This window comes from Cupriavidus sp. 01L415, assembly GCF_056400065.1.
Map to the genome: position 1 here is coordinate 31,532 of NZ_JBFTSP010000015.1, position 15,672 is coordinate 47,203.

Consider the following 15,672-nt stretch of genomic DNA (forward strand, 5'->3'; position numbering starts at 1 on the left):
TGGAAGACTTCGGCTGCCGGATGCTGCGCGTCAGGCCGAAGCGGGGAGGCTCGATGCCAATCTGCCTATGCCCGCGAAGGCGCGGACGTCGATCCGCGAATGATCAGTTCCGGCGTCAACGCTACGGTGACCGAAGGACTCTCCGGTTTGTCGATATTCCGGAGCAGCAGCTTTGCCGCCTGCTCACCCATCTCGTGGACGGCAATGCGGATCGTCGTCAGCGGCGGCGTCAGCGCATCGACAAACGGCATATCGTTGTGGCCGATGATGGAGACATCGTCGGGGCAGCGAATGCCGTGCGCCCGCAGATGGTCATAGCAGCCCATCGCCACCAGGTCATTGCCGGCCGCAATCGCCGTGAGGCCCGGAAGCGCGTCGAACAATGCCGCGCACGCGTCGCGCCCGGCTTCGCGCGAATAGCTTCTGGCCTCCACCACCGCATACTCGTCGCGACGCAGCCGTTTGCGTTTGACCGCCTGCAGGAAGCCCTCGCGCCGCAGGTGCCCGGTGGACAAGGTCTCCGGGCCCGCGATATGGCCAATGCGGCGATGTCCCAGCGAGACGAGATGGTCCACGGTCAGGTTCATGGCCAGCAAACTGTCACTGACCACGCATGAGGCACGGCCGGTGTGTTCGCCCCGGTTGACCATGACCACGGGGATATTCAGCTTGAGGCAATAGTCGAGGATCGGGTCGTCACGCTCCGCCGTGGCCAGCACGAGCCCTTCCACTTGCCGGCCAACCATCTGGTCGATCACGAAACGCTGGCGCGTCTTGTCCGAGCCCGCGTTGACGACGATCGGCACATAGCCGTGGCTGGCCAGCACCGACTCGATACCGGCAAGAATCGGTGGGAATACCGGGTTGGCGATGTCCGGGAGCACCACGCCGACCAGCCCCGAACGCTGCGTGCGCAACCCGGCGGCGATCCGGTTGGGCCGGAATCCACGCGCCTCCGCCACTTCCAGGATACGGGCGGCCACTTCGTCGGCCACCAGGTGCCGCGTCGCGGGATTCATCACCCGCGACACGGTCGAGTAATGCACATCGATCTCTGCGGCCAGATCTTTGAGGGTGAGGCGTTTGCGCTCGGGCATGGCGGCGGCCGGGATGGGGGGGCGGGTTGGCGATGCGCCATTCTAGCTTCCCCCCGGCCCCGCCACACCGCTATTGCCTCTATTGCCGCGCTATTGCCCGCCCTGCACCCCGGACTGCCGCACCACCGGCGCCAGCTTGCCGATTTCCGCTTGGATGTAGGCGGCAAACTCCTGCGGCGTCATGCCGTGTGCCTCCGCCCCCTGCGCGGCCAGGCGCTCGCGCACGTCCGGCGCCGCCAGCGCCTTGCCGATCTCGGCGTTCAGCGCATTGACGATTTCCTTCGGCGTGCCTGCCGGCGCGAGCACGCCAAACCAGGAGTCGAAGGCATAGCCAGGCAGGCCGGATTCCGCCACCGTCGGGATATCGGGCAGCGCGCCGGCCCGTTTGGCCGTGGTCACGGCCAACGCACGCAACTTGCCCTGCCGGACAAACGGCATGGCCGATACGGTCGGCGCAAACATCATGTCGCCGCGCCCCGCCATCACGTCGGTCAGCGCCTCGCCCGTCCCTTTGTAGGGGATATGGACGATATCGATGCCAGCCTGCATCTTGAACATCTCGCCGCTCAGGTGGGTGGAACTGCCGGAGCCGGCCGAATCGAAATTCATGCTGCCCGGCTTCGCCTTCGCCGCGGCCACGATGTCGCGCACGGACTTGTACTGGCTGCCGGCATTGACCACGAGCACATTGGGAACCGTGGCCACCATCGACACCGGGGTGAAGTCCTTGAGCGTGTCATAGCCGAGCTTCGGATACAGGGTGGCGTTGATGGCATGGCCGACAGAGACCAGGATCAGCGTGTAGCCGTCCGGGGCGGACTTGGCCACGCCGGTGGCGCCCAGCGTGCCGCCCGCGCCGGGCCGGTTGTCCACGATCACCTGATAGGTACCGCCCTCGCCCATCTTGCTGCCGATGATGCGCGCCAGGATATCGGTGGCACTCCCTGCGGAGAATGGCACGACCAGCCGAATCGGCTTGGTCGGGTACTGGGGCTGCGCCGCCGCGACGCCCCCGGCGGCAAGCGCGCCGGACGCCGACAGGGTCAGCGCGGCGCGAAGCACCAATGTCTTGCGTGATAGAAATCGGATCATCGTTGTCTCCTCGCAATGCGATATCGGGGATGGCGTCAGAAGAAATGACGCATGCCCAGGGCGAACGTTTGCGGATCGGCGCCAGCACTGACGCCGAGTTCGTTGATGGCGAAGTCGTAGATCGCGTTCTTCTTGTTATTGATGCGGCTGTAGTACGCGAACAGTGCGGTGCGCTTTGACAGCGGGTAGTCGTAGCCGACCGTGAACTGCATGGCACCGGTCTCGGACCCGCTGCGGAAGAATCCGATGGTGTCCGTGGAAGACCCTGTGCCATTGGCGGCGAACGCCACGCCGACCCGCACGCTGCCCGGGCCCAGCTTCTGCACCAGCGACGTGTAGTACGCGTTGCGCTGCAGGTCGCCGCTATCGGTGCGGTAATGCAGGTGCTCGTAGACCGCCGCGATGCGCGTGCCGGCGAACAGCTGGTAGGCCACGCCGAACTTCAGCGCGTCGTCATTGCGGCCGGCCGCCTGGTAGTGCTGATGCATTTCGTACGCCACCGTGGCATTGAGCGGCCCGTTGTCATAGCTCGCGGCAGCCGAGTACAGCGCCGGATTGCGCGGCACGGTCGTCTTCTCCTCCGGCAGGCCCCAGCCCAGCGACACGCTGAAGCCGCCGAACTGCGGCGAGCGGTACTGCAGGATGTTTTTCTGGCGCCGGTCGAACGAGCTGGTGTCCTGCACATTGTCCGAACTCGACGTCGAGCCATTCCCGATCAACGCCATGTAGCCAGCCGTGGTGGGGTAATACGGGTCGTAGCCCGCCGTTGATTCGGTATAGGGCGTCTGCCAGTGCCCCATGAACAGCAGACCGTACTGGCCCTGCAGGCCGATGCGCGAATTGCGCCCCGCGATCTGCCCCTGGCCGGTGTCCAGCGAAAGGTTGCTCTCGATCTGCCAGACCGCCTTCAGCGATCCGCCGAGGTCTTCCTCGCCGCGCAGGCCGAAGACCGAACGGTTGTTGGTCAGCCGGCCGGTACCGCCAAGTTGCGTCCCGTCCGTGGCAGTACTGGCGCGCGAGTACTCGATCGCCGTATTCAGGCGGCCGAATATCGTCACCGACGTTTCCGCGGCGGCATCGGCGGCGAAGCCCGCTGCCGCGACGGCCAGCGGCAGCATGTGGCATCGCCTGAAGGGGGTGCTTATCAAGGTTGTCTCCTCTTGTTTGTTGTGGGGATATCGCTGTCGGGGCCTGTGCCGCATCGCCTGCGGGCTCGTGAAGCAAACGTTTGCAGCATCAGGCAAAAAAAGGGGCTACGTTTTCGGATAAGGCATCGCCAGCAGCAGCATGGCTGGCCGGTTATGGGGATTGTGGATTTGCCGGGCCTCACCGGGCGCCAGCCGCACCGAATCGAACTGCCCCAGCGTCACGCTTTCCTCCGGGGTATGGATGCAGACCTCCCCTTCCAGGACGACGTAGTGCTTTTCCACGGGCGATGCATCCATCGAGGTGTGGCCACCAGGCAGGATGACCGATACGCCCATCCACAGCGCCTCGGACGGGCCGGCTTCGTGCCCCTGCAAGCGCAGGCAGTGCATGCCTTCGTGGTTGGCCGGGAAGTACGCGGGGGCCAGCGAGAATCGCGTCGTGTTCATGGCTTGAGCACCACGCGTTCGGTCGCGCCCTGCAGTACCGCGCGATACGCGGCCTTCGCATCGGCCAGCCCGTAGGTGTAGTCGGCCAGCACGGGGAACGGCTTCAGCGCCCCCGAGGCAAACATCGGCGCCAGCTGGTCGAGGATGGCGGCACAGGCGCTGCTGTCCATCGCGAGCGTATCCACGCCGACGTAGGTGTGCTGGCCGCGGTAGAACGCGAAGATGTCGAACGGAACGGGCTTCTCGATCGTCGAGATGAAGATCTGCGTCGCGCCAATGGCCATGGCGAGATTGGCCTGCTCGAAGTAGGGACTGCCCACCGTGTTGTAGACGATATCCGCGCCATGGCCGCCGGTTTCGCCCCGGACGACTTCCGCGATGGATTCGCGGCTCGCGTCGATCATGCGCACGGCGCCGGTGGCGTGGCCCCGGTATGGTTCCGCGCCTCGCTCCACCGCGAATACGCGCGCACCCAATGCCGTGGCGATCTGGATGGTCGCCTGCCCTACCTTGCCGTTGCCGCCGCCCACCAGTACCGTATCGCCTGCCTTGGGCATGCCGGCACGGCGCAAGCCCTCATAGGCCGTGATGAACGGCACGCCGACCGCGCCGGCCTCCGGCAAAGACAGCGTCGCCGGCTTGGCGCGCACCGCCCGTGCATCGATGTGCAGGTATTTGCCGTGCGTACCGTCACGTCGAATGCCCAGCTCGCCGCCGCTGCCCCAGACCTGCAGGCCGATCATCTGGCTGGGGCCGTCGATGACAATGCCGGCATAGTCGCGGCCCGGCGTGCGCGGCCACACGGCGTGCGGCATCATGCCGAGCGTCGCCTTCACGTCGCTGGGATTCACCCCTGCGCACGCCACTTCGATCACACACTCGCCATCGGCAGCCTCGGGGCGCGGCACGCCCACCAGCGGGAGTTCGAGGGCGTCGATGCTCGGCGCCTTCTGGTTGACTTGAATCGTGTTCATTCGGGTTCCTGGTTGTCGTAGGGGATCGGATGTCAGGCTTCACGCAGCCCAAGCGCCTGGCGAGCCTCGGCCGGCGACGCGATGTCGCCACCCAGAGACTTGACGATGTCGCGCGCCTTGGCCACCAGCGCGGCATTGCTGGGCGCCAGCACGCCTTTTTCGAGATAGATGTTGTCCTCCAGCCCGACGCGTATGTGGCCGCCGGCCAGCCACGCCTGCGCGACGATCGGGAACTCCGCGCGGCCGATACCAAACGCGGACCACTGCGCGCCGGGCGGCAGCATGTTGCGGGCATAGAAGAGGGTTTCCGGCGTCGGGGCGAAGCCGTACTTCACGCCAAGCACGAAGGTCCATAGCCCCGGGCCTTCCAGCACGCCGTCGCGCATGAAATCAAGCGCCATGTTCAGATCGCCGGAGTCGAAGATCTCGAGTTCCGGCATGACGCCCGCGGCGCGAATGACCTGGGCCATCTTGCGCACATTGGCTGGCGTATTGATGACCACGTCGCCGCCGGAGTTCATCGTGTTCAGGTCCAGCGAGCACACGTCCGGACGCAGCGCCGCGATGTGCTCGACCCGCCTTGCCGGATGCAGCAGCGTGGTTCCGGGTGCGGCCACGCGCGGGTCGTTCTCGTCCGGCACGAAGCGCCCGCCGGGCCCCGTCGTGAGGTTGATGATCAGCGAGCGGTTGCGCGCGCGGATGCGGTCGATGACGTCGGCGTAGTACTCGAGCTTCATCGACGGACGGCCCGTTTCCGGGTCGCGCACGTGAATATGCGCGGCGGCGGCACCGGCCTCGGCGGCTTCGAGCGCTGCGTCGGCAATCTGCGCCGGCGTAACCGGCAGGCCGGGATGCTGCGCGGGCGTGACGATATTGCCGGTCACCGCGCAGGTAATGATGGTCTTGCGTGTGTGCATGGAGCGTCTGAAGATATAGAAGAGAGAGTTCAGCCGAGCTGGCGGCCGCCATCGACCACGATGGTCGTGCCGGTGGCAAAGCGCAGCGACGTGGCGCAGGCGACGATGGCATCGGCCACGTCCCGAGGCTGGCCGATGCGCTTCAGCGGCGTGGTCTTTGCCGCGCGGTCGTTGAAGCTGCTGTCGCGGCCGGGCACGAAGGCAGTGTCGACCACACCCGGGGAGACGTTCAGCACGCGGATGTCCGGCGCCAGCGCACGGCCGAGCGACATCGCCATGACATCCAGCCCGGCCTTCGCCGCGCAATAGGCCACGTTGCTGCCTTGCCCCGTGCGTCCGGCGATGGAGCCGACATTGACCACCAGGCCATCGCCATTGGCCCGCAGCAGCGGCGCAAACGCGCGAATGGCCGCGAACTGGCCGCGCCAGTTGACCGCGAACAGCTCATCGATCAACGCATCGTCCAGCGCATCGAGATCGGCGTGCGGCACGGCTTTTGTGAAGCCCGATGTGTTCACCAGGATATCGGCGCGGCCATAGTGATGGCGTACGTCGTCCGCCAGTTGTCGGAGCGAAGCACTGTCACTTACTTCCGCGCTGGCCGCGAGATGGTTGCCAGCGGAGAGCGCCGCCACGGCGCGTTCCGTACGATCCGCGTTGCGGCCGGTCAGCACGACGCTGACGCCCAGTTCGGCCAGCGCACTGCCAGTGGCAAAGCCGATACCGCCGCTACCGCCGAGGATGACGGCGACCTTGCCCGAGAGGGAGTTCATCTGCATGGTGTTTCAGGGTTGGGGAAAATCTGGAGTGGCGCCGTCAGTCAATCGGCGGCTTGGGAAAGGTTTGCACGCCGGGTTCCAGCGTGAAATCGAAGGCCAGCGTGTAGAACGGCGCCGGCAGGTTGCCCCACGGGCTGCGCCCCTGTTCGACGCGATGAAAGGTTCCCACCAGCTGCCGGTGGACGCCGAAGGTGACGTCGCTCTCCAGGATGTCGGAGTCATCGGCAAAGACCTGCGTCACCAGCGTCCGATAGCCGGGCGCGGATACGATGAAGTGGATATGCGCAGGCCGGTAAGGGTGGCGCTGCTGCGCGTCGAGCAGCTTGCCGACCGGGCCATCGGTCGGCACCGGATAGCCCGCCGGCCGCACGGTGCGGAAGTGGTAGCCGCCGTCCATGCGCACCTGGAAGCAGCCACGCAGGTTGCGATCGGGCTGGTTCGGGTCCTGGTTGTCGTAGAGGCCCACTGGCGACGCCTGCCAGACGCTGATCGTCGCCCCTGCCAGCGGTGTGCCGTCCGTCCCGCGCACAGTGCCGCTGACAAACAGCGGAAGCCCCGGGGTGTCGTCCTGCACGACGCAGTCACCACAGTCATAGCGCGGCGCGTTGTCGCGGTAGAACGGCCCCAGCAACGCACCCGGTGTGCGTCCGTCGCGGGTGCTGTTGTTCATCGTCGTGACCAGCGTGGAGAGGCCGAGCACATCGGCGGCCAGCACCACTTCGTTGTTAGTGGCATGCGTGGCATGCCCCAGCGCGGCGATGAATTCGAGCCCCAGTTCGAACTCCTCGTCCGTGGGCCGCACTTCCCGCAGGAAGTCATGCAGATGCCGCACCAGCGCTGCCATTACGGTGCGCAGACGGGGGTTTTCCGTATTGGCCATCGCGGCCATCACCACCGGGGTCACCGACTGCTCGTCGTCGATCAGGGACAGTTTCCCGGCCGGTGCCGCTTTGCCTTCCAGCTCAATCGTTTCCATCAATGCCTCCTTTGCAAACGTTTGCATTATGATCGGCATGACGCAGAGATCAAGAGGAAATTTGCGGGGGAACGTATCCCCTTCGTCACCTCAACGAAATACTTGCAATGAAATCAGGTGGTTGGCGCGCGTATCAGGCAAAACCCCAAGTCGGCGCGGCAGCACTCTCCCGCCCTCCGCGCGCGCCACGCCTGCGGATTCCATCGTCGAAGCGATGGGATCGGGAATCCAGTCAGCGCGGGGCCAGGGCCGCAAGCACGGGAAGGTTGCCCTCGCCAAATCCATGGTGCCCGTCGCGCTGGACGATCTCGAAGAAGAACTCGCCCGCTTCTCGCCGCACAAACGCCTGCTGGAACGCTTCGCGCACACCGTCGTCGCGTATCGCGCCATCCACGAGCACGCCAAAGCGCCGCAGCGCCGCGAGATCGAGTCCAAGCCACGGCAGCCGCGCAGCCGCCGCGTCGTAGTACGCGGGCGGCGGCTCCACGAACTGCACGCCGTTGGCGGCCAGCGCCGAGGCACTGGCCAACATGTCGTCGGTGGCCAGCGCGATGTGCTGGATGCCCTCGCCGTGCTGATCCGAGAGATATCCGCGCATCTGGTCGTGGCGCGGCGTGCCTTTCTCATACAAGGGAATGCGGATCTGGCCGCAAGGCGAGATCAATACGTGCGAACCGTCGGGCGCGTGCCAGTGTGGATTGACTTCGTGCAACGCCCGAAAGCCCAGCACGTTCCGATAGAACTCCAGCCACTCATCAAGGTGACCGGGCTCCACGGCCTGCGCCAGATGATCCACGCGCGTCAGGCCCGCACCGGGCACACGGCCCTCTTGCGGCAGCGGGCGGAAATCCACGTCGTAGATGGAAATATCGCCGACGTCGCCCGGCTGGCCTTCCTTGCCGCGCCAGCGATCGATGAAATAGATGATCGACTGCCCGATGCCCTGGATGGCGGGGATGTTCAACTCCATCGGCCCCACCGTGCCACCCTCGAAGGGCCATGCCCCCGCATCGATCGCCCGGGCAAATGCGGTGGCGGCGTCATCCACGCGAATGCCGATGGCGCAGATCGACAATCCGAATTCGCTCGCGTAACGCATCGCAAACGAATCCGGCTCGCCGTCGACGATGAAATTCATCTCGCCCTGGCGATACAGCCTGACCGCCTTGTGGCGATGCCGGGCAATGGCGGCGAAGCCAAAGCGCTCGAATGTCCGCCCCAGCGCGGCCGGGTCGGGCGAGGCGAATTCGATGAACTCGTAGCCCTGGATACCGAGTGGGTTTTCCCAGGTCTGGAAGGCGTCCGCGCGCGAAGAAAAGGCATCTGCGGCGTTCATTGTGGTGGCTCCTGTGGCGTGGCTTGGGGGCGGCGCGGGCGGTCTTTGCGCAAGACGCGTCGCGGCGATTGATCATAGCAACGGCATTCCCGCCGACTTCGATCCGTCCCCGTTTGCACCCACCCAGTGGAAACCCGCACTGCGTTTCCTGATCGCGCATATGCGTTCAACAATCGCGCAATATGCCGCATGCGTTACTTGGCGCGCCGCCTTGCGGCCACTAATCTCCGCTCATCGACGCGCCTCCCCGCCGTCAGATATGCCCGCCACGGCGGCATCGCCCCCAACACAGAAGTCATCATGATCAACGGCAAGACCACCCTCATCGCGCACCTCGGGTACCCCACGGAAACGTTCAAGGCACCGATGATCTACAACCCCTGGTTCGACCAGCAGGGCATCGACGCCGTGGTCGTGCCGATGGGCGTGAAGCCGGATGACTACACCACGGTCTTTCCTTCGCTGTTCCGCCTGAGCAATCTCCGTGGTGCGCTGGTGACCATGCCCCACAAGGTCGCCACGGTGGAACTGGTAGACGATCTGACACCGACCGCGCGCATCGCCGGCGCCTGCAATGCGGTACTGCTGCGCGAGGATGGATCGCTGCTGGGCGACCAGTTCGACGGCGCCGGCTTTGTGCGCGGCGTGACGCGCAAGGGCTGCCGGCTCGAGGGCGCACGCGCCATCGTTTCCGGCTGCGGCGGCGTGGGCAGTGCCATCGCCGCCTCGCTCGCGGCGGCCGGTGTCGCGGAGCTCGCCCTGTTCGATGCCCGCGACGCATCGGCACATGCGCTGCGAGACCGGCTCTGCGCACACTACCCCGACCTGCGCGTCAGCACCGGTTCCGACGATCCGGACGGTTTCGACGTTGTGGTCAACGCCACGCCGCTGGGCATGAAGCCGGGCGACCCGCTGCCGTTCGATGTCTCGCGCATCGCACCCGGCGCCATGGTCGGCGAAGTCGTCATGAAGACCGAATACACGCCGCTTCTCGAGGCCGCCATGGCACGTGGCTGCAAGGTGCAGGTCGGCGCCGACATGTTGTTCGAGATGATTCCGGCCTATCTCGAATTCTTCGGCTTCGGCACCGCAACGCCGGAAGCGCTGCGTGCCGTGGCACGGATTCAGTACTGAGCGCCCCCGCGCTAAACAAGCCCCCCGAGCGGCGCCATTTGATAAAGGCGCGCCGGCAAAGATTTCTCATCCATTGGTGGAGACAGACACATGGCAACGACACACAAGGAGCTCCCGGGCGCCGCGTTCGGCAGCTCGCTCGGAGACAAGATTCGCGCGGCCTTCGCGCTCGGCAAGGTACGGTGGGGCATGCTGGCACTGGTCTTCTTTGCCACCACGCTGAACTACATCGATCGCGCCGCGCTGGGCGTGCTGCAGCCCGTGCTGGCCAAGGCCATGAACTGGACGGCGCAGGACTACGCCAATATCAATTTCTGGTTCCAGGTGGGCTACGCCATCGGCTTTGCGTTGCAAGGCCGGTTCATCGACATGGTCGGCGTGAAGCGGGCCTTCGCGCTGGCCGTGCTGCTCTGGAGCATTGCCTGCGGCGCGCATGCGCTGGCCGCATCGGCGGTCGGCTTCATGATCTGCCGCTTCTTCCTCGGCCTGACGGAAGCCGCGAACTATCCAGCCTGCGTCAAGACCACGCGCATCTGGTTTCCCGCGAGCGAGCGCGCCATCGCCACCGGCATCTTCAACGCGGGCACGAACGTCGGGGCCATGCTGACGCCGATCATGCTGCCGCTGATTCTTCAAGTGTGGGGCTGGCAGGCCGCATTCATCGCCATCGCCGCGCTCGGCGCCATCTGGCTTGTGTTCTGGTTTGCCCACTACAACAACCCCGACGCGCACCCGACGGTCACCGCAGCCGAACTCGCCCATGTGACGCGCGACGTCGAGCCCGCCCCGCAACGCATCCCCTACTCTCGCATCCTGCGCATGCGCGGCACCTGGGCCTTCGCACTGGCCTATGCGATCACGGCGCCGGTGTTCTGGTTCTACCTGTACTGGCTGCCGCCGTTCCTGAACCAGCAGTACCAGCTTGGCATCAGCGTGACCCAGATGGGGATTCCGCTGATCGTCATCTACCTTGCGGCGGACATTGGCAGCGTGGGCGGCGGGGCGTTGTCCTCCTGGCTCATCAGCCAGGGCATGCCGGCCGTGCGCGCACGACTGCTCTCGATGCTGGTCTTCGCCATCTGCATTACCTCCATCGTCATGGCGGCCGGTGCCAGCAGCCTCTGGATGGCCGTGGCGGCCATCTCGGTGGCCATCGGCGCGCACCAGGCCTGGACCGCCAACATCTGGAGCATGGTGATGGACTACACGCCGAAGCAGGTGGTCAGTTCGGTGTTCGGCTTCGGCGGCATGATCGGCGCCATCGGCGGCATGTTCATGACGCAACTCGTGGGCTATGTGCTGACCGTCACGCATAACAACTACGCGGTGCTGTTCACGATGATTCCTTGCGCCTACTTCATCGCGCTGGCGTGGCTCTTCTTCCTTGCCCCGCGCAAGGTTGCTGCCTGACCACCCGCCCCCGGCTCACGCCAGAAAAAGAAACCAGAGACACCTCCCATGCAGAAACACCTGATTGCGTTGCTCGCGCTGGGCGCGAGCAGCCTGCCCGCGTTCGCCCAGTCGTCGGGCGGCGTCACCCTCTACGGACTGCTGGACACCACCATTCGCTACAGCACCCATGAAGACGCCGCGGGCCACGGCCGCGTGCAGATGACCGATGGCGTACTCACGGGCAGCCGCTGGGGCCTGCGCGGCGCCGAGGATCTCGGCGGCGGCAACAAGGCATGGTTCATCCTCGAATCGGGCTTCAATCCCGAAGTCGGCACGAGTCAGCAAGGTGGCCGGCTGTTCGGCCGAACGGCCGTGGTCGGCCTTGACGGCGACTACGGCAAGCTGGCCCTTGGCCGCCAATACACGCTGGCGCATGAAGTGCTCTCCTCCTACGAGGCCATGGCGTTCGCCAACAATTCGATCGTCGGCTACCAGGGTGGCAACTACACCGGGCTGCGCTACGACAACACGCTCAAGTACATAAAGGCCTTTGGCGGGTTGCAGGTGGCGGCCGCCTATACGTTCGGCGAAGTGGCCGGCAGCATCAAGAACAGTTCGGCCGCGGCCGGTTCGCTGGTTTACAGCGCCGGCCCGCTGGAGATCGGCGGTGTCTACCAGCAGACGCAGAACGTCACCAGCGCGTTCTTTGGCGCGGTGCCCGCGGCGCAAGCCAGCAAGCAGACCGTATGGGGGCTTGGCGGAACGTGGAAGGCCGCGCGGGCGCAGTACTACCTGGGCTACACGAACAACCGGCTCGACGTGGCCGACTATCGCAGCAATGTCGGCTACGTGGGCACGCGGTTCAGCATTACCGAAGCGCTCGCGTTTATCGGCACCGTGCAGTACGACTGGTTGCGCCACGCCGGCCAGGGCGGCAAGCGGCTAACCACCGCAGGCATGCTCGACTACAGCTTCAGCAAGCGCACCGACGTCTATATGGAAGTGGACTACACCCATCTGCAGGGCCAGTGGATCGCGCTCAACAGCGCCACCACGTTCGTGAACAGCGGCAACACACCTATGGCAACAGCACGCGCCTTGGCGTGATGGCCGGGGTGCGCCACAAGTTCTGATGCGGCCGTCGTGTGAAGCCAGCCGTGCGGACCGCCACGGCTGCGCCGGGTCACAACACGCGCATGATCAGCAGCGCGGTGTCCTGCATCACCTGCAGCACACGGTCGAGCGCTTGCTGCGGGCTCTCGTCGCCAATTGGCATGTTGACCGACAGCGCGGCAATCACCTTGCCATGGCGGTCGCGCAGAGGCACCGCCACGCCGCGCACGCCGGTCTGCAGTTGCTGCTCGAGCATCGCGTAGCCCAGCGCGCCCGCCTTGCGGACTTCATCGAGCAGGCGGTCGCGTTGCAGGATGGTGTACGGCGTGTAGGGCGCGAGCACGCAGGTGTCGAGCCACGCGCGCACCTCTTCCTCCGGCCGCGAGGCCAGCATCATCACGCCTGCCGAACCGAGCGGCGCCGGAACGCGCGCGCCCAGCACGAAGCCTGTGCTCATGACACGGTTGGAGCTGGTGCGGGCGATGAAGACGAGTTCCCATCCATCGAGCACGCTCAGGTAAGCGGCCTCGCCCACCTGCGCGGTGATCTGCTGCAGGAACGGCTGCACCGTGCGCGGCAGGCGGGCCGAATCGAAGTACGACCAACCCACCTTGAGCACTCGCGGCGTGAGACTGAAAAGCGTGCCGTCGCTGGTGGTGTAGCCGAGATGCTCGAGCGTGAGCAGATAGCGTCGTGCCGCGGTACGGGTGAGGCCCGTCAGCTCGGCAGCCTGGGTGGGCGTGAGGCGCGGATGGTCGTTGTCGAAGGCCTCGAGAATCGCCAGGCCTTTCTCCAGGCCGGCAATCCAGTCGCGCCGGTTGAGCGTTTCCTTTTCCATGGTTAACCCGAGTTATGCGCGATGGCTGATCGCAATGGAGCGATTATCACACGCGTATGCGCGAATGGCAGTTGTCCGGCAGACCGGCGACTTCTACGCTTGAGCTCACCTCCCCGTCCGGATTCCTCATGATTGCCGCACCCAAGCCCCTCCCAAAATCGATTGCCACCGTCTCGCTCTCCGGCACGCTGCCCGAGAAGCTGGAGGCCGCCGCACTGGCCGGCTTTGACGGCGTGGAAATCTTCGAGAACGACCTGCTGAATTTCGACGGTTCGCCCGCGACGGTGCGCCAGATGGCGGCCGATCTCGGCCTGCAGATCATGCTGTACCAGCCATTGCGCGACTTCGAGGCCATGCCGCGCGAGCTGTTTGCGCGCAACATGGCGCGCGCCGAGCGGAAATTCGATGTCATGGCGCAACTTGGCGCCGACATGGTGCTGGTCTGCAGCAATGTGCAGGACATCGCCATCAACGATCCGGCGCTTGCCGCCGCCGATTTGCGACAAATGGCGGAGGCCGCCGCGAGCCGGGGGCTGCGCGTGGGCTTCGAGGCCCTCGCCTGGGGCCGCCATACCCGCCGCTGGAAAGAGGCATGGGACATCGTGCAGCGCGCGAACCACCCCGCGCTGGGCCTGATCCTCGACAGTTTCCATACGCTGTCGCTGGGCGACTCGCTCGACGGGCTCGACGCGGTACCAGCCAGCAAGATCTTCTTCGTACAACTGGCCGATGCGCCCCGGCTGTCCATGGACGTCCTGTCGTGGAGCCGCCACTACCGCAACTTTCCGGGCCAAGGCGACCTGCCCGTCACCGACTTTGCGCGCGCCGTGCTGCAATCGGGCTATACGGGACCGCTTTCGCTCGAGATCTTCAACGATGAATTCCGGGCCGCGCCGGCGCGCATGATCGCCCAGGACGGGCTGCGTTCGCTGATCTGGCTCGAAGCCGAGGCCGGCGGGGCACCGCTGCCGGCGCCGCCGGTCTTTGCGGGTGTGGACTTCATCGAGTTCGCGGTGGACGACACCGCCGGCCGGGATCTGGCGCAGCAAATCGAGTCAATGGGATTTGTCCACGCCGGCCGGCATCGGTCGAAGGCGGTCGACCTGTATCGCCAGGGCGGCATCAACCTGATCCTCAATGCGGAGCAGGACTCCGCCGCATCCGAGCACTTTCAGCTGCATGGCCCCTCGGTCTGCGCCATCGGCCTCAAGGTCGACGATGCCCAGCGTGCCGTGGCACGCGCCCGCGCGCTGCTATGCAAGGAATGGTGCGAGCGCGTGGGGCCCGACGAGCGCGTGATTCCGGCATTGCGCTCGCCCGACGGCATGCTGTTCCACCTGATCGATGATCGCAACGCCGACCGCAGCATCTACGAAAGCGATTTCACGCTCGATGCGCCAATCGAACCGTCATCCACCGGAGCAGGCCTGACGGCGATCGACCATATCGCGCAGGCACTGCCCGCGCACCGCCTCGACACCTTCGTGCTGTTTTATCGGTCGGTGTTCGGCATGGATGCCGACGCGGTGCACGAGATCGCCGACCCCTATGGACTGGTGAAGAGTCGCGCGATGGTCAGCCCGGGGCAGCAGGTTCGCATTCCGCTCAACGTCTCCGAAAGCGGTCGTACGGCCACCGGGCGCTTTGTCACGGCCTACGCTGGCTCAGGCGTGCATCACATTGCATTTCGCGCCGAGCGGATCGAACACACGCTCGAAGCCATTGACCGCAAGCGCGCCGCGATGCTCCACGTGCCCGACAACTACTATGACGACGTAGCAGCCCGCCTTGCGCTGGATGACGAACGGCTCGCCCGCCTGCAACAGCTTGGGCTGCTCTACGACCGCGATGCGCATGGCGACTTTCTCCACGCCTACACCGCGCCGTTTCACGAGCGCTTTTTCTTCGAACTCGTGCAACGGCACGGCTATCTCGGCTACGGCGCGGCAAACGCTTCCGTCCGCATGGCCGCGCAGGCGCTATTGCGGCACGGGTAGGGGGCGGCGCCGGCGATGACGCCAACCGCTTTGCTCGATGTCAGTGATGTCAGTAATGTCAGCGTGGTGTGTTCACCCCCAACGGCACGGCGGTGCATGTTGGCTGCCGGCCAACGCTATCCGGTGCCAATGAGAAGGCAACGACGCGTAAGCGTCTGGCACGGTAAGTGCACTGCCGGAAGTGAGCGCCGCGTTGGCGTTCGCTACCATGTTCAAGGAGCACGCCATGAGCAAGCTGAAGATCGCGGACCTGACCCGCATGGAAAAACTGGATAGAGCGGCGTCGCGCCGCGTGGCCGGCGGTATCGCCTATATCAGGTGCGGTGAACCCTCGCCGTCTTGGCCAGGGTGGCCGGAGTGGATGCCAAAGATCCAGATCCCGGGCCTGCCGGTCGTCCAGGGGCCCTATCAGGATCCGCGCCTGCAATGAGG

14 protein-coding genes and 1 pseudogene are annotated in these 15,672 nt (G+C 65.6%); 5 read left to right on the plus strand and 10 right to left on the minus strand.

Translation table 11 applies throughout. The features are described from left to right. Positions 1-65: 65 nt before the first annotated feature. The 9 genes from AC1DOX_RS20160 to AC1DOX_RS20200 all read right to left on the minus strand — a co-directional run bounded on the left by AC1DOX_RS20160 (position 66) and on the right by AC1DOX_RS20200 (position 8,766). Positions 66-1,097 (minus strand): LacI family DNA-binding transcriptional regulator, encoded by a 1,032-nt coding sequence (locus AC1DOX_RS20160; protein WP_441620098.1) that lies wholly within the window; start codon positions 1,095-1,097, stop codon positions 66-68. 90 nt (positions 1,098-1,187) lie between these two features. Continuing rightward, positions 1,188-2,189, minus strand: coding sequence for a tripartite tricarboxylate transporter substrate binding protein (locus tag AC1DOX_RS20165; RefSeq protein WP_441620100.1), 1,002 nt, complete (start codon positions 2,187-2,189; stop codon positions 1,188-1,190). 35 nt (positions 2,190-2,224) lie between these two features. Then, positions 2,225-3,307: a porin gene (locus AC1DOX_RS20170; RefSeq protein ID WP_441620102.1), complete on the minus strand. Its 1,083-nt coding sequence runs from the start codon at positions 3,305-3,307 to the stop codon at positions 2,225-2,227. A gap of 135 nt (positions 3,308-3,442) precedes the next feature. Then, complete coding sequence (locus AC1DOX_RS20175) at positions 3,443-3,784, minus strand: cupin domain-containing protein (RefSeq protein ID WP_441620104.1); 342 nt, start codon at positions 3,782-3,784, stop codon at positions 3,443-3,445. Further along, complete coding sequence (locus tag AC1DOX_RS20180; protein ID WP_092139733.1) at positions 3,781-4,758, minus strand: quinone oxidoreductase family protein; 978 nt, start codon at positions 4,756-4,758, stop codon at positions 3,781-3,783. Before AC1DOX_RS20180 ends, AC1DOX_RS20175 begins: the two co-directional genes overlap by 4 nt. Positions 4,759-4,790: 32 nt before the next feature. Beyond that, complete coding sequence (locus tag AC1DOX_RS20185; RefSeq protein WP_441620107.1) at positions 4,791-5,675, minus strand: beta-keto acid cleavage family enzyme; 885 nt, start codon at positions 5,673-5,675, stop codon at positions 4,791-4,793. A 29-nt stretch (positions 5,676-5,704) separates the two neighbouring features. Beyond that, complete coding sequence (locus tag AC1DOX_RS20190; protein ID WP_441620109.1) at positions 5,705-6,454, minus strand: SDR family NAD(P)-dependent oxidoreductase; 750 nt, start codon at positions 6,452-6,454, stop codon at positions 5,705-5,707. 37 nt (positions 6,455-6,491) lie between these two features. Then, on the minus strand, positions 6,492-7,430 hold the full coding sequence (locus tag AC1DOX_RS20195) for an intradiol ring-cleavage dioxygenase (RefSeq protein ID WP_441620111.1): 939 nt from the start codon (positions 7,428-7,430) through the stop codon (positions 6,492-6,494). 232 nt (positions 7,431-7,662) lie between these two features. Then, positions 7,663-8,766 carry a 4-hydroxyphenylpyruvate dioxygenase family protein gene (locus tag AC1DOX_RS20200; RefSeq protein WP_441620113.1) on the minus strand — a complete coding sequence of 368 codons (1,104 nt, stop codon included), beginning with the start codon at positions 8,764-8,766 and terminating at the stop codon, positions 7,663-7,665. A gap of 300 nt (positions 8,767-9,066) precedes the next feature. On the opposite strand from AC1DOX_RS20200, the gene AC1DOX_RS20205 reads away from it, so the two are divergent. The 3 genes and pseudogenes from AC1DOX_RS20205 to AC1DOX_RS20215 all read left to right on the plus strand — a co-directional run bounded on the left by AC1DOX_RS20205 (position 9,067) and on the right by AC1DOX_RS20215 (position 12,425). Beyond that, positions 9,067-9,900 (plus strand): shikimate dehydrogenase family protein, encoded by an 834-nt coding sequence (locus AC1DOX_RS20205; RefSeq protein WP_441620115.1) that lies wholly within the window; start codon positions 9,067-9,069, stop codon positions 9,898-9,900. A gap of 90 nt (positions 9,901-9,990) precedes the next feature. Then, entirely contained in the window at positions 9,991-11,310 is a 1,320-nt protein-coding gene (locus AC1DOX_RS20210; protein ID WP_441620117.1) for an MFS transporter, read from the plus strand. Between the two features lie 48 nt (positions 11,311-11,358). Continuing rightward, positions 11,359-12,425 (plus strand): annotated as a pseudogene (locus tag AC1DOX_RS20215) (porin). A 50-nt stretch (positions 12,426-12,475) separates the two neighbouring features. Here AC1DOX_RS20215 and AC1DOX_RS20220 read toward each other — a convergent pair. Next, a complete protein-coding gene (locus AC1DOX_RS20220) occupies positions 12,476-13,243 on the minus strand; it encodes an IclR family transcriptional regulator domain-containing protein (protein WP_441620119.1) in 768 nt (255 codons plus the stop codon). A 128-nt stretch (positions 13,244-13,371) separates the two neighbouring features. Here AC1DOX_RS20220 and AC1DOX_RS20225 point away from each other — a divergent pair, with 128 nt between their 5' ends. Together AC1DOX_RS20225 and AC1DOX_RS20230 are read left to right on the plus strand one after the other, a co-directional pair. Next, complete coding sequence (locus tag AC1DOX_RS20225; RefSeq protein WP_441620121.1) at positions 13,372-15,240, plus strand: bifunctional sugar phosphate isomerase/epimerase/4-hydroxyphenylpyruvate dioxygenase family protein; 1,869 nt, start codon at positions 13,372-13,374, stop codon at positions 15,238-15,240. A 226-nt stretch (positions 15,241-15,466) separates the two neighbouring features. Further along, a complete protein-coding gene (locus AC1DOX_RS20230) occupies positions 15,467-15,670 on the plus strand; it encodes a hypothetical protein (RefSeq protein ID WP_441620123.1) in 204 nt (67 codons plus the stop codon). The last annotated feature ends 2 nt before the right edge of the window (positions 15,671-15,672 follow it).